Annotated in this window: 14 protein-coding genes; 10 read left to right on the forward strand and 4 right to left on the reverse strand. The window is 62.0% G+C overall.

The annotated features are described in order from the left end of the window. Window positions 1-102: 102 nt before the first annotated feature. The 3 genes from VUN82_24475 to VUN82_24485 are packed head-to-tail and all read left to right on the forward strand — an operon-like array spanning window position 103 to window position 2,241. Window positions 103-1,074, forward strand: a complete 972-nt coding sequence (locus tag VUN82_24475) for a sugar kinase (GenBank protein XAS72191.1) — start codon at window positions 103-105, stop codon at window positions 1,072-1,074. Continuing rightward, a complete protein-coding gene (locus VUN82_24480) occupies window positions 1,034-1,840 on the forward strand; it encodes an IclR family transcriptional regulator (protein XAS72192.1) in 807 nt (268 codons plus the stop codon). Before VUN82_24475 ends, VUN82_24480 begins: the two co-directional genes overlap by 41 nt. Then, window positions 1,837-2,241: a Rid family detoxifying hydrolase gene (locus tag VUN82_24485; protein XAS72193.1), complete on the forward strand. Its 405-nt coding sequence runs from the start codon at window positions 1,837-1,839 to the stop codon at window positions 2,239-2,241. The genes VUN82_24480 and VUN82_24485 overlap by 4 nt, the downstream gene beginning before the upstream one ends. A gap of 126 nt (window positions 2,242-2,367) precedes the next feature. Here VUN82_24485 and VUN82_24490 read toward each other — a convergent pair whose 3' ends face one another. Next, entirely contained in the window at window positions 2,368-2,589 is a 222-nt protein-coding gene (locus VUN82_24490) for a hypothetical protein (protein XAS72194.1), read from the reverse strand. 141 nt (window positions 2,590-2,730) lie between these two features. Beyond that, window positions 2,731-4,032: an LssY C-terminal domain-containing protein gene (locus tag VUN82_24495; GenBank protein XAS72195.1), complete on the reverse strand. Its 1,302-nt coding sequence runs from the start codon at window positions 4,030-4,032 to the stop codon at window positions 2,731-2,733. A 218-nt stretch (window positions 4,033-4,250) separates the two neighbouring features. Here VUN82_24495 and VUN82_24500 point away from each other — a divergent pair, with 218 nt between their 5' ends. From VUN82_24500 to treS, 4 genes are all read left to right on the forward strand, one after another. Beyond that, entirely contained in the window at window positions 4,251-4,853 is a 603-nt protein-coding gene (locus VUN82_24500; protein XAS72196.1) for a PadR family transcriptional regulator, read from the forward strand. Then, on the forward strand, window positions 4,850-6,616 hold the full coding sequence (locus tag VUN82_24505; GenBank protein ID XAS72197.1) for a sulfatase: 1,767 nt from the start codon (window positions 4,850-4,852) through the stop codon (window positions 6,614-6,616). Before VUN82_24500 ends, VUN82_24505 begins: the two co-directional genes overlap by 4 nt. 59 nt (window positions 6,617-6,675) lie before the next feature. Beyond that, complete coding sequence (locus VUN82_24510) at window positions 6,676-8,034, forward strand: MFS transporter (protein ID XAS72198.1); 1,359 nt, start codon at window positions 6,676-6,678, stop codon at window positions 8,032-8,034. A gap of 355 nt (window positions 8,035-8,389) precedes the next feature. After that, on the forward strand, window positions 8,390-10,591 hold the full coding sequence (gene treS / locus VUN82_24515) for a maltose alpha-D-glucosyltransferase (protein XAS74783.1): 2,202 nt from the start codon (window positions 8,390-8,392) through the stop codon (window positions 10,589-10,591). 55 nt (window positions 10,592-10,646) lie between these two features. Here treS and VUN82_24520 read toward each other — a convergent pair whose 3' ends face one another. Then, window positions 10,647-11,690, reverse strand: a complete 1,044-nt coding sequence (locus VUN82_24520) for a hypothetical protein (GenBank protein ID XAS72199.1) — start codon at window positions 11,688-11,690, stop codon at window positions 10,647-10,649. Between the two features lie 152 nt (window positions 11,691-11,842). Here VUN82_24520 and VUN82_24525 point away from each other — a divergent pair, with 152 nt between their 5' ends. Then, window positions 11,843-12,280, forward strand: a complete 438-nt coding sequence (locus VUN82_24525) for a VOC family protein (GenBank protein XAS72200.1) — start codon at window positions 11,843-11,845, stop codon at window positions 12,278-12,280. 18 nt (window positions 12,281-12,298) lie between these two features. Here VUN82_24525 and VUN82_24530 read toward each other — a convergent pair whose 3' ends face one another. After that, the gene (locus VUN82_24530) at window positions 12,299-12,754 is read right to left on the reverse strand and encodes a rhodanese-like domain-containing protein (protein XAS74784.1); all 456 of its coding nucleotides are present in this window, start codon (window positions 12,752-12,754) and stop codon (window positions 12,299-12,301) included. Window positions 12,755-12,933: 179 nt separating this feature from the next. Here VUN82_24530 and VUN82_24535 point away from each other — a divergent pair, with 179 nt between their 5' ends. Both VUN82_24535 and VUN82_24540 read left to right on the forward strand, forming a co-directional pair. After that, complete coding sequence (locus VUN82_24535) at window positions 12,934-13,305, forward strand: metal-sensitive transcriptional regulator (GenBank protein XAS72201.1); 372 nt, start codon at window positions 12,934-12,936, stop codon at window positions 13,303-13,305. A gap of 49 nt (window positions 13,306-13,354) precedes the next feature. After that, entirely contained in the window at window positions 13,355-13,588 is a 234-nt protein-coding gene (locus VUN82_24540; protein XAS72202.1) for a heavy-metal-associated domain-containing protein, read from the forward strand.

Below are 13,588 nucleotides of genomic sequence, written 5' to 3' on the forward strand. Positions count from 1 at the left end.
ATGTCTAACATGGTGGCGGATCGAGAGTCAAGGCCGCGCAGAAGCGCACGAACTAGTGGGAGAACGATGCTTTCAGCTGTATGCGTTGGCGAAACAATGGCCATGCTTACCCCTGTCCAGGCCGTTCCCCTGCACCTCGCAACCGAACTCCACTGCGGAATTGGTGGCGCTGAGTCCAATGTCGCCATGGGACTCGCGGCCATGGGCCTGGAGACGCACTGGGTTAGCCGGGTGGGCCATGACGGCTTCGGCACGCGCATCCTTGACGAGCTTCAAGCGCACGGAGTGGGAGTCTCCGGCGTCGAGGTGGACGAGTCCCGGCCCACCGGCCTCTACGTGAAGGTCCCCGCCCAGGAAACAGACCCCGACGGCGGCAGCTCAGTTTTGTACTATCGGCAGGGTTCTGCGGCGTCGGCCATGGGACGCCCATTGCTTTCCAATCCCGCTGTTTCGTCACTGCTGGAAAATGCGGCCCTCATCCACCTGAGTGGCATCACCGCTGCCCTGTCCGCCGAGTGCCTGTCTCTCCTGGAGGCCATGCTGACCGAGCCGCGGAACGGGCGCATCGTCAGCTTCGACGTCAATTGGCGCGAAGCCCTCTGGGCGGGCCAGGATCGTTCGGTCCTGCAGCGCCTGGCGAACCTGGCCGACGTCGTGCTGGTTGGAAAAGACGAAGCCGAGCACGCCTTTGGCACCACCGACGAAGCCGAACTCCGTCGTCTAATGCCGGACCCTCAGGTGCTGGTCATCAAGAACGAGGCGATCAGCGCCATCTCTTTGGACCGGGCCGGCACCCGGGAGGAAGTTCCCGCACTGTCCGTCGCCGTCGTCGAGCCTGTTGGCGCGGGTGACTCGTTCGCCGCCGGTTACCTCAGCGGCATGCTGTTCGGGCTGGGACAAAAGGAGAGCCTCCGGCGGGGGCACGTCGCTGCTGCCTGTACCTTGACCGTCCATGGCGACCGCGGCCCACTGCCTGACGCTGTTGAGCTCGCGGCCATCCTCGATTCTTCGGATGAGGACTGGGCTGCTATCCATGTTGAAGAGGGACGTTTCAACACCAGAACCGGAGCGTGACATTTTGAGCCAGAGCCTCATGCGGGCCATCGACCTGCTCGCCGAACTCGCTGCGAAGCCCGCCACCCTTGACGAACTCTCGTCCAAAGCATCCGTGCACAAAACCACTGTGATGCGGCTCCTGCACGCCATGGAGGAGAAGCGGTTTGTGGTGCGGGACGAAGAGCAGCGGTTCATGCTGGGTTCCAAACTGTTCGAACTGTCATCGCTGGCCCTTGAGCAGAGGGACATCCGCAAGGTAGCGCATCCGCACCTCGCCGAGCTGAATGGTCGCACTGGGCACACCGTGCACCTCGCGGCATTTGAAGGAAGCGAGGTGGTGTACATCGATAAGTTCGAGTCCCACCACCCCGTCCGCATGTACTCGCGCATCGGCCTGACTGCATCGCTGCACTCGGCCGCTGTGTCCAAAGTCCTCCTCGCCGACATGCCGCGGAGCCGGCAGGAAAAGATCGCGGCGGGGCTGGACTACATCAAAGTTACCGAGAACACCCTGACCTCGCCGGAGGCCTTACTGGCCGAACTCGAGCAGGTCAAGGAACAGGGCTGGGCCCACGACAACGCTGAGCACGAGGCATTCGTGCACTGCATCGCGGCCCCCATCCGCGACGCCAGCGGTGCTGTTGTTGCCGCAGCCTCTTGTTCGGTACCGGTAGTGATGCTCAGCTATGAAGGCTTGCTGGAGCTGCTGCCCGACCTCAAAGCCAGCACCGAGGCCATCTCGAATGACCTCGGCTGGATCAGCCACGAAAGGAACTCAGCATGAGTGAAAAGAACGTAGTACTGACCGAAAACGCCCCGGCCCCGGCGCACGTATTCTCCCAGGGCATCAAAAAGGGCGGGATGTTCCAGGTCTCGGGCCAGGGCCCCATGGATCCCGCCACCAACCAGTACATCGGCGAGGGCGACGTCCGCGTCCAGACACGTCGCACGCTGGAGAACGTGAAGGCCATCCTCGAAGCTGGCGGATCCTCCGTTGAAGACGTCATCATGTTCCGCGTGTACCTCACCACCCGTGATGACTTTGCCGCGATGAACGAGGTTTACGGGGAGTTCATTCGCGAGAACGTGCCCAGCGGTTTGCTGCCGAGCCGCACCACCGTGTTTGTGGATCTCCCCCACGAGGTCATGCTGGTGGAGATCGACGCCCTGGCTGTTACTGCGTAGGCTCCCAGGCCGCGACACCCATTTTCTTACGCGCCACAGTTTCGGGCTGGCGACACCTATATCCAAGCGTCGTCAGCCCGTTTCTGTGACCCCAGTGATTTTGCGCGGCGCCAGCGTTCTCCTGGGCTAGGGAGCCGGGGTTTCGCTCTTGTTCTTGCGGCGGTTTTGGATCCCGAGGATGAGGAAAGTGATGCCCATCCCAAGGAATGCGATCCAGGCAGGGTTGACTATGACCGCCATGGTTACCGCGACAATGAGGAAGACGATTCCAACTGGGAGCAATGCCGAACTCCTGTACTTGTCCGCTCGGGTGTTCCGGTCCAAGGTGGGCTTTGTGTCATCGCTCATCTACGCGAGGCTACGTGGGCTGCTGGACGAGGCGCAAGCGTTGCTGCGACGCGCGTTGCTTCCTCACCCACTTTGACTCTCACAGCGCGCCGACACGCCGCATTCCCCGGCGCGTCGCGGGACCCTCGGCGCCAAAGAAGGTCAGGAAGCCACCCGGCGAACCACCGACGGCGGGACGGCTGGAACGCGCTGGCGCTTGGCATAGATCCTGGCCCGTTGGCTGGACAAAGCAAGGAGCACCAGGATGTCCGTGGCCAAGCCGGACAGGCCTGCCTCAAGTGTGAGGTTGGTGGTCCCCGTGGAGGCATCGATGGCTTGGACCACGATCGAGATGGAGCTGAGTCCCATCGCAATGACTCGGGCGCCGTTGCTGCCGAGGAATATCCGCCAGGCAAGGAATACCTCGCCGAGTCCGAAGACCAGGACGATCGCAGCTATGGTGACGATTGCCGCCGTCGTGGTTTGCGGGTCAAGGTTGGCGTCCTCGATGGTGATGTCGCCGCCCGAGGTGAGCAACGTGATGGCCAAAGCCAGCGCCGCCAAGGCCCGGATGACCACGAGGAATGCGCCCGTCATGGTGGGTGCGGGACGGCGGTCGCGGCTGTCCGTCTGGCTGGCTGGTTGGTCGGCGGGGACGGGCACACGGCGGGCGTCGATGATGGGCAGATCGCCGTCTGTAGAGATGGAGTCGCCGCCGCCGTTGCGCGAGTGATATCCGGTGGAAAAGTCCTTGATGACGCGGACGGTCACCGCAGGCGCAGCCTCAGACACCGTCCGCACGATGTGGTCCCGCTCCACATCCGTATTCTGCTCGATCTTGTGCGTGATCTGCAGGGTGAACAGTGAGAAGCCAACGCTGCGATCGTAGGTGCCGGCGGCGAGCCAGTCCACCTTGTGCCCGCCGGGCAGCATCCAACCCTCGGGGCAGCGCCAAAAGCGGACGTGGTGGCGTTTGCCGGGGTTGCTGTCCACTTCCTGCTGGTAGGCGAAGTCCTGCTGACGGTCAAAGAGGTACAAGGGGCTGACGGGCGCCTGGGTGTAGCTCTGCCTCAAAAGTGTCGAGCTCACGATGCGACGGCTGCTGGCGAAGGTCACGTCGTCGGCAATGGTCCACCCGGCGGCCCGCATGATCGCATGGATCTGCGGCTCCGTGCCCATAAGGGCCACGTTCACAGGGTCACCGAGCAGTCCGTCACTGGTTCGGGCCCGGCCGATGAAGTAGCCGGGAACGTAAATGGTGGTCAGTATTCGGTGGAGGCGGGGCAGCAGCAGGTAGGCAAGGAAGGCCCAGAACACAAAGGAGAACCACACCTGGCCCCACCCGAGGTGAAAGCTCTCCCCCACCAACAGGAATGCCAGCCACGCAGCTGCGGCTCCACCAAGAACGAAGAATGCGTGGTCGAGCCGGCTGTCCGTGACTGCCTTGTTCGGCGCTTTGTACATTCGGAACTCCCCCTTGGTGCACGTGCCCCTTAAGCTTCGCCTCCCGCCCTCCTTGTGTACACAGGCTTGGGCGTTAAGGTTCGACGCCGGAACTTGCATTGGCGCCTACGCAACCAAAAGCATTCCACTTGTGGCATTGACTCACCACTCCACTTGTGTCATTCTTTTCTTAGAAGACGTGATCCGCGTCACGCAATGACCCGCCAATGGAGAGAACAATGAAGCTCGAACACATCCTTCTTGGAGTCCTGCTGGAGCACCCGAGCACGGGCTACGACATCAAGAAGTTCCTGGACACCCACGGCCGCTTCCTGCGCTCAAATACGCAGATGAGCCAGGTCTACCGCTCGCTCGGGAGCATGGAGAGCCAGGGTTGGGTGACCCATAGCGTGGACCCCCGGCCCGGCGCCCAGGACGCAAAGACCTACCGCGTCACTGATGAAGGAGCCACGGTGTTCCTCGATTGGCTCACCGGACCGTACCACCCGGCCAGCCGTTTCCAGGACCCCGAACTCGCCGCGCGGTTGTCCTTTGCCGGCTTCATGAGCGCCGAGCAACTCCTCCGGATTCTGGACGTCGAAATCCAGACCCGCCAGGACGAAATCGCCCGCTACCGCAACCGCGACCGCAGGGAACAATGGGCTCCCACCATCGCCTTTGACACGGAGCTGGCCGAATCCGTGGGAGAGCGCCTGCACCTCATGGGCGCGAGCGCCATCGACGCCCACGTGGCTGGACTCATCAGCCTGCGCAAGGAGCTCCTGGATGGACAGCTGTCGTCCCGCTCGCTCACCGCAGTACCGGCGGAGCTGCGACCATGAAGGCCATCATTCTCATGTTCGATAGCCTCAACAGGCACATGCTCTCCCCGTACGCCGCGGACACGTTCGTAGATGCCCCCAACTTTGCCCGCCTCGCAGCAAAGACAGCCACGTTCGACAATTTTTATGCAGGTTCGATGCCCTGCATGCCAGCCCGCCGCGAGATGCACACGGGCCGCCACAATTTCCTGCACCGCAGTTGGGGGCCGCTGGAACCGTTCGACGATTCCATGCCGGAGATGCTGGGAAAGGCAGGAGTGCACACGCATCTCGTGTCAGACCACCCGCACTACTGGGAGGACGGAGGCGCCACCTATCACCCGCGTTACACAACCTGGGAGTTCTTCCGTGGCCAGGAAGGAGACCCTTGGAAGGGTGTAGTAAATCCTTCCGGCGGAAGCCAGGACTGGCGTGCCGGGATGAAGCGTCAGGACCTCATCAACCGCAGTTACATGCCCACCGAGGCTGATCACTCCCAGACCAAAACTGTTGACGCCGGCCTGCACTTCATCGATACCAACCATGAAGCAGACAAGTGGATGCTCCAGATCGAGCTTTTCGATCCGCATGAGCCCTTCTTCACGCACAGCAAATACAAGGCCTTGTACGAGCATGATTACGATGGCCCCGAATTCGATTGGCCTGGATATCAGAAGGTCACCGAGCCTCAGGATCAGGTGGAGCACGCCCGTTACGAGTATGCCGCTTTGGTCTCGATGTGCGACAAGTCGCTCGGACGCGTTCTGGATGCCATGGATCAGTACAACCTGTGGGAAGACACCCTCCTCCTGGTGAACACGGACCACGGCTTCCTGCTGGGCGAGCACGGTTGGTGGGCCAAGTCTGTTCAGCCATGGTTCAACGAGCTGGTTCACCTGCCCATGTTCCTGTGGGACCCGCGCACCGGCGGCAAGGACACCCGGCGTGGAGCTCTTGCCCAGACCATCGACATCGCACCCACCATGCTGCGCTTCTTCGGCGTCGACCCTACGCAGGATATGCAGGGCCACGACCTTGCCGCCGTGCTGCAAGATGACAGCGAAGTACGCGAGGCGGCCCTGTTCGGTATTCACGGTGGCCACGTCAACGTCACTGACGGCCGCTACGTCTACATGCGTGCCGCCGTCGATCCTTCCAACGCACCGCTGGAGGATTACACGCTGATGCCCACCCACATGCGGTCCCGGTTCTCAACGGCCGAACTCGCACAGTGGGAACCTGCGGAAGCGTTCAGCTTCACCAAGGGGCTGCGGACAATGCAACTCCAGACCACCTCCATGATGAACTCGTGGGTCCACGGAACCCTCCTGTTCGACGTGGAAAACGACCCACACCAAACGAACCCGATCATCGATGACGAGCTGGAACTGCGCCTCCTGAAAACACTGGCCAAACTCATGCACGCCAACGATGCACCGGAAAGCCAGTTCCAGCGGCTCGGAATTCCCTTCGATTCCGAACCCACAGCCCAGCACCTGCTCGCCGCCCAGCAAGCAGACAGGGCGCGGCTCGCCTTGGAACCCCTGCCTCCGATCGACAGCTTCGCCGACGGCGGAGCGGCCCTGACACTGCCCCTTCTGGAACTGCTCCAGGACGTCCGCGGCCGCGAAGCCGTGGAGAGGTACCTCCCCGACCTCATCAGCACTGAGTTGGTAAACATCCCCGCCCAGCTCAGCCTCTACCAGCTCGCAGCCGTCATCCCGGTTCCCTCGAGCGCCCTCGGGTCCATTGCCGAGGAACTGGCTGCCGTCCCCACGGCGTAACTCCAAGCCAGTGACACATCCCCAGCCCAGCCTGACAATGTAGACAGGACCTACAGCCCATGACCACCCAACCCAGCCCCGCCCTCGCCACGGAAGCTCCAGCAGAAGGAGCAGCCCAGGCCAGCAAAGTCCCCCACCGCTGGCGAAACCTCGCTGTCCTCACCGGCGTTACCGTCGTGGACAATACGGAAGCCGGCCTGAGTGCCACCCTCTTCCCGACCATTGCGGCGGCCCTGAAACTGCAGAGCAGCCACCTTGGCCTGCTGGCCGCACTCGGCAAAATCATTGCTGTTCCGGCTGGTCCGGCGTGGGCCTGGCTTGCCGGAAAGATCGGCCGACGGAAAGCGCTGATCGCCACTACCTTGGCAGGTGGCGTCTTCGGTATAGCAGCAGGTTTTTCCCAGGACTTCGTTCAACTGTTGATCCTCAACACGCTGATGTCGGCGTCGATCATCGGTGGAAGCCCGATCGCCAACGCCATCATCGCGGACTCCTTCGATGACAGCCAGCGCGGCAAGGCTGCGGGCTACTTCTACGGATTCATGAGCCTTATCAGCTCCTTCATTGCCCCGCTCATCGCCTTGTTCACAGGCATTACTGACGGCTGGCGCTTCGGCATGTGGACCATCGGTGGCATCTGCCTTCTGGCCGGCCTGCTGGTGGCACTGCTCCTGAAGGACCCCGGAGTTGGCGCTTCCGAGAAGCAGCTCGCAGACCTCAGCGGCCGCGAGCGCCTGGCCCCTAAAGTCACTGTCCGCTCCGTGGCCTCGCTGTTCCGGATTCCGAGCTTCTCCATCATGATGCTCTCGCGGTTGCTGTCCGGGCACCTCCTCATCACGATCTTCGGTATCCAGTTCCTGGTGGTGGAACGGGGGTTCACCAACGCTGTCGCGGCCATCGTCCTGGTGCCCTTTGGACTCGGCTACTTTGCCGGAACCGCGGGTGGCGGCTGGCTCGTCGCCCTCCTGGATCGGGTCCTTCCCGATCGCGGCCGGGTTGCCTACCTGCAGGGCGCCCAGGTTCTCTTCGCCGCCGTCGCATTCTTCGCCACCCAATTCGACTACGACAACATCGGCATCTACAGCGCGTTCTGGGCCTTGATCGGCTTCGCCCAAGGAGCCAATCCGCCCGCCAACCGTCCGATCGTCGCGGCCGTCGTCCTGCCGGAACTTCGCGGCCAGGCCTTCGCCATCTTCCTGACCGTTTTCGAGACCATCGGGTGGGCCGTGTTCTCCCTCGGAGCGGGCGCACTGGCCTCAAGCCTCGGAATCCAGGCCGTGTTCCTCTGGACCCTGGTGATCCTCATGCTGGTCAACGCGGCAGTCCTCACCGCCCTCTACTTCTGCTACCCGCGGGACGTGGAGCGTGTCCGCAATGCCCTGGAGGAGCGCCGGCAGGAAGCACTGCACCAGGGCTGACCAAAGCAACCGCCAAGGCTCGACGCCGGCACTCACCTGAGGGCCGTCGTCGAGCCTTTTCGGGTGGTTCCGCAACCCACAGGTCAGTCATGGGTCGACAAATGGTGTACTCCGGTGCTTAGCATGAAGACTCCGGGAAGCCGGAGTACGCGACCTCTTGAACGACCCCTCGGAAGGTCGGCGCGAAAGCGGCGACCGCGTAAAGGAGAAAACTGTGCGGGAGCCCATAGCCAGCGAGAACGTGTCAGAGAACCGAAGCCTCGCAGGAGATTCCGGGGGGCAGGATACGCCGGCCAACGGTTCGAAACCCACGAATGACGGGGTACCCACGGACGGCGCGGAGCCTACGGACGCTGTGGAGGCCGTGGACAGCGCAGCATCCGAGCCGGCGGAAATCACTTTTGACGAACAGTTCTATCCCGCCCGACCGAAAGCCCTGCGGCCAATAGCGCGCAGGCGGCAATTCTTCGCAGCCCGCCCCTCCTTGGAATTCGACGGGCGCAACCCAACGTATGTGGACTGGCTTCGGAACCAGTCGATGCTCGGCGACGCGAACACCATGGCACGGCAACTCTCAGGTCAGGCGAGTATGTGGCAGAACGCCTACGCCCGGCCAAACCCCAGGGCCGCTGTGGAGCGCGCACCCGTGTGGTTCACGGCCTACCCTCTCTCCTTCATCACCCGTGAGGGCCAGTCATTCCTGTCCGCCTTGGGAGATCCCGGACTCTGGAAAGCGTTCCGGGAGATCGGCATCCGTGGACTGCACACGGGACCCGTCAAGCTGGCCGGAGGCATCAGCGGCTGGTCCCAAACGCCCAGCGTTGATGGTCACTTTGACCGCATCAGCATGGCCATCGATCCTGCGTTCGGCACTGAAGAAGAATTCCGCCGGATGTGCGAAGTCGCCGCAGATCATGACGGCACGGTCATCGACGACATCGTGCCCGGGCACACGGGCAAGGGCGCGGATTTCCGTCTTGCCGAGATGAACTTCCGGGATTACCCGGGCATCTATCACATGGTGGACATCCCCGAGGAAGACTGGCATCTGTTGCCTGATGTTCCCGAGGGCGAAGATTCAGTGAACATCAGTCCCGACGCGGAGCAGGCCCTGCAAAAGGCCGGGTACATCATTGGCAGGCTCCAACGGGTGATCTTCTACGAGCCCGGGGTCAAGGAGACCAACTGGAGCGCCACCCGGCCGATCGTGGATACCACCGGCAAGACCCGTCGGTGGGTGTATCTCCATTATTTCAAGGCCGGTCAGCCGTCCATTAACTGGCTGGACCCAACCTTCGCCGGGATGCGTTTGGTGGTGGGCGATGCGCTGCACTCCCTCCTTGACCTGGGCACCGGCGCCCTGCGGCTGGATGCCAACGGATTCCTCGGCGTGGAGAAGAGCGCTGAGGAGCAGCCGGGCTGGTCGGAAGGCCACCCCTTGTCCGAGGCAGCGAACCAGCTCATTGGTTCCATGATCCGCAAAGTGGGCGGGTTCTCGTTCCAGGAACTCAACCTCACCATTGACGACATCAAGGCGCAGTCCGAGTCTGGCCCGGATCTGTCCTATGACTTCATCACCAGGCCGGCCTACCACTACGCGCTGGTCACGGGTGATACCGAGTTCCTGCGGCTGACCCTTCGGCTGGCCATGGAGATCGGCGTGGACCAAGCCTCCCTGGTGCACGCGCTGCAGAACCACGATGAACTGACCTACGAGCTACTCCACTTTGCCGCTGGCCACCGGGAAGACATCTTCGAGCTTGCCGGCGAAGAGCTGACCGGTGCCGAGGTTGCCGAGAAGGTTCAGAACACCCTGCGTGAACGCCTCACGGGCGAGAATGGCCCGTACAACGCGGTCTTCACAACCAACGGCATCGCCTGCACCACCGTCAGCTTCATCATGGCGGCCCTGGGCATCAATGACCCCGCCGCCATCACCAAGGAACAAGAGTCCCAGGTCCTTGACGCCCACGTTCTCCTGTCCATGTACAACGCCCTGCAGCCCGGGGTCTTCGCCCTTTCAGGTTGGGACCTTACCGGCATCACAGCTTTGGACCGCGCCACCGTACGTGAGCTCACTTCGCAGGGCGACACCCGCTGGATCAACCGCGGTGCACACGACCTCATGGGGACGAGTCCCGATGCCAAGACGTCCTTGGCCGGGATGCCACGTGCTACCAGTCTTTACGGTCCGTTGCCTGAACAGCTCAACGATCCAGGCTCCTACGCCCGGCGACTGCAGCAGATCCTGAAAGTAAGGGAACAATCAGGGATCGCAACCAGCACTTTGCTGGACGTGCCCGACGTTTCCAACCGCGGGCTGCTCGTCCTTGTCAACCAACTCGGCAGCGGCGAGCTTGAAGTCACCGTCCTGAACTTCTCCGACCAGGACATCGCCGGCAGCATCCAGTCCTCGCATCTTGTCCCTGGCGCCAGCGTCCACGATCTCTTCAGCGGCGAAAACGTGGGGCAAGTGGACGATCTTGGCAGCTTCTTCCTCGAACTGCGGGCGTTCCAGGGGACCGCGCTGGTTCTGAAGGAAGCCGAGACCGAATAGAAGGCCCCGACGTCGGCACCCGGGTGAGTGCCGGCGTCGAGCCTTCTTGCGTCGTTCAGGACGCGTAGGGAACGCGCTGCCAGCTCAGAACGTCGCTGGCCCGTGAACTGTTGGGAGCAACCGTCACACGCAGCCACTCGTTGGACGTTGCTGCACCTTCAACGGTCACGCGACGGATGTTCTCTGCAGCGTCCACGCCGTAGATGTCCAGCCACGGTGAGCCCGCGGTCAACGGTGCATCGTCGTTGTACACGTGGCTGTCGCCGTTGAAGATGTAGACGGGGCCACCGAAGGACGCGGACCCGGCAGCAATTGCCTCGACGATCGGGCGGAAGCCGCTCACGAGCTCCGGGTTCGCCTCGGCACCCTGCGAGAGCATGAACGGGTCGAACATGTCGGCCTGGGTCATGATCACGACGGCGCGCGAATTGGTCTTCTTGGCATCCGCAAAGGTCCGCTGCAACTGGGCGACATCCGCTGCTGTCCTTGCCTGGACCTCCGCAAGTTGAGCTTCATTGGGCACGGTCTCACCGAGACCCGACCAGGGCGCGAGCGAATTGTTGGAACCCTGGACGTTGATGACGGAGAAGGCGACCCGCTCCTTGCTGAATGTCACATTTTCGGGCAGCCCCTGCTCCGCGGCGGACTTGACCGGCATGTTGCCACCCAGGGTCTTTCCCGGAGTGTTGAAGAACATTTCGCGCAAGGTGTCGAGCCGCTCCAGCGGGTTGTAGGCGCCATTGTTTACTCGGTGGCAGTCCACCCATTCGTTGTCGCCGGGCGTGTAGATGAGTGGAGCTTCGAAACGGTCAAACTGCGTCTTGATAGCGGCGAAGTACTCGTCCGTGCATTGAGCGGATCCTGCCTTGATGTCGCCCAGATGCGTGACGAACTTCAGCTCGTCCTGGTTGTTCAGTTCGGTGACCATCTGCGGAAAGCGTTCGACTTGGGCGGGACCGTACGGAACGTCCCCGATCACGCCGAAGGTGAAGGAGGAATCACCGGCGTCTGCGCTCGGGGCCGCTTGGGCTGGCAATGCGGGGATGGCACTGAGGACCAAGGCGGCGGCTACGCCCAGGGCACGTTGTGTGAGTGACATATCAGGCTCCAGAGATCGGTTTGGCTTTGGGGGCACCGGCCAAATTACTTGCGCAAGGCTACGGGAACGGGAAGCCGAGCCGTCCCCTGGGTGAACAGGCGGCGCCGCCCCATCACTGGAGCCAATCGCAAGACCTTGGTAGCTTTCAACGCATGGCCATCAAATTTGAGAATGTCGGTATCGCTGTTCGCGATATCGAAGCAGCAATCGCCTTTTTCACCGACCTCGGTCTTACGGTCATTGGCCGTGACACGATCAGCGGCGAGTGGGCCGACATGGCTGTAGGACTTGACGGAAACCATGCCAAGATCGCGATGCTACAAACCCCTGACGGTCAGGGTCGCCTTGAGCTCTTTGAATACATCCACCCGGAAGCGATCGAGTCTGACCCCACGCGCCCCAACGACATTGGCATGCACCGCGTGGCCTTTTCGGTCGACGATATCGATAAGGCCCTCGAGGTAGCTGCAAAGCACGGATTCCATCCGCTTCGCGGCGTGGCGACCTACGGCGACGTCTACAAACTCACGTACCTCCGAGGCCCCAGCGGAATCCTCGTGATGCTCGCCCAGGAACTGAAGAAAGCCTGACGGCCGAAGTTCCTCACATCACCGGCCCGAGGTTCGGGCGATGTCTTGGGCAGAATCCTTCAAGCCGTCCCCGTACTTGTGAGCTGTGACCAGTGGATCGGGCTTCTGCGAGCTGACTCCGGAAGCAGTCTCAAGTGGGAGGCCATTCCTGATCCAGTACTCGATGCCGCCTATCATTTCCTTCACGGAATATCCCAGTTCGGCGAATGCGAGCGCCGCGAAGGTGCTGCCGTTGCATCCCGGACCCCATGAGTAGACCACCACTTTTGAACCCGCCGGGATCAAGCCAGCAGCCATCGCCGGAATCTGCGCAGTCGGAATATGTACCGCGTCGGGAATATGCCCGTGATCCCATGAGGCCTGCCTGCGTGTGTCCACCACAACGAGGGAACCCGGCTCCGACTCTGCCACTTCCATGACGTCAATCTCGCACTGCAGCTTGGCGCGAAAATAGGCGGCGGGATCGAGATTTATGGCGAGCGGCGAGGTTTTCACGTGTCCTCCGTTGAGAAAAGCGGATTCAGCGGCATTCTCCTTCCGCCAAAGCAAAGACTACGTGATCGCCGGCTTGCTTCGCGCTCCTTGGCAACAACTAGCGCGATACCCCTGGGGGGTACTTGATTTGATACCCCCAAGGGGTATACATTCAATGCATGAGCAATGCAGACCTGAGTATTAGTCAGCCGGGCGGTGACTTCCCGACCATTGAAGTGGATCTGGAGCACGCCGCGCCACACGGTTATACGAGCAACAAGGATGCATACCTGCGTCGCCTGAAACGCATTGAGGGGCAGGTCCGCGGCATCGCGCGCATGGTGGAAGAGGACAAGTACTGTATCGACATCCTCACGCAGGTAGCTGCGGCCACGAAAGCCCTGCACGCCGTCAGCCTTGGGCTCGTCGAGGAGCACATCGGCCACTGTGTGGTTGGCGCTGCCTCCGAGCCCAACCCGGAAGCCCGCGCCGAACAGATCGACGCCAAAGTGAAGGAGGCCACCGATGCCATCGGGCGCCTGCTGCGGTAACTCCGCCACCACACACCACACCATTCAACTCACTACAAAGGAGCGCATCATGAGCCAGACCATCCAGACGAACGTCAACGTTTCCGGCATGACCTGCGGCCACTGTGTTTCAAGCGTGAGCGAGGAACTCGAAGCACTTAACGGCGTCGAAGAGGTCTCAGTAGACCTCAACCCCGGCGGACTGTCCACCGTGACCATCAAATCCACCAACCAGCTCTCGCCTTCAGAAATAGGCGAGGCCGTTGCTGAAGCCGGCTACCTGGTGGTAGCCAACGAAGCCTAG

It is taken from the genome of Micrococcaceae bacterium Sec5.1, assembly GCA_039636795.1.
GTDB lineage: Bacteria > Actinomycetota > Actinomycetes > Actinomycetales > Micrococcaceae > Arthrobacter.

Bases quoted from the DNA above. Each gene is read 5' to 3' on its own strand.
- VUN82_24535 (XAS72201.1), top strand. From the start codon at position 12,934: ATGAGCAATGCAGACCTGAGTATTAGTCAGCCGGGCGGTGACTTCCCG.
- VUN82_24525 (XAS72200.1), top strand. From the start codon at position 11,843: ATGGCCATCAAATTTGAGAATGTCGGTATCGCTGTTCGCGATATCGAA.
- VUN82_24495 (XAS72195.1), bottom strand. From the start codon at position 4,032: ATGTACAAAGCGCCGAACAAGGCAGTCACGGACAGCCGGCTCGACCAC.
- VUN82_24485 (XAS72193.1), top strand. From the start codon at position 1,837: ATGAGTGAAAAGAACGTAGTACTGACCGAAAACGCCCCGGCCCCGGCG.
- VUN82_24475 (XAS72191.1), top strand. From the start codon at position 103: ATGCTTACCCCTGTCCAGGCCGTTCCCCTGCACCTCGCAACCGAACTC.
- VUN82_24540 (XAS72202.1), top strand. From the start codon at position 13,355: ATGAGCCAGACCATCCAGACGAACGTCAACGTTTCCGGCATGACCTGC.
- VUN82_24505 (XAS72197.1), top strand. From the start codon at position 4,850: ATGAAGGCCATCATTCTCATGTTCGATAGCCTCAACAGGCACATGCTC.
- VUN82_24490 (XAS72194.1), bottom strand. From the start codon at position 2,589: ATGAGCGATGACACAAAGCCCACCTTGGACCGGAACACCCGAGCGGAC.
- VUN82_24500 (XAS72196.1), top strand. From the start codon at position 4,251: ATGAAGCTCGAACACATCCTTCTTGGAGTCCTGCTGGAGCACCCGAGC.
- VUN82_24510 (XAS72198.1), top strand. From the start codon at position 6,676: ATGACCACCCAACCCAGCCCCGCCCTCGCCACGGAAGCTCCAGCAGAA.
- VUN82_24480 (XAS72192.1), top strand. From the start codon at position 1,034: ATGTTGAAGAGGGACGTTTCAACACCAGAACCGGAGCGTGACATTTTG.
- VUN82_24520 (XAS72199.1), bottom strand. From the start codon at position 11,690: ATGTCACTCACACAACGTGCCCTGGGCGTAGCCGCCGCCTTGGTCCTC.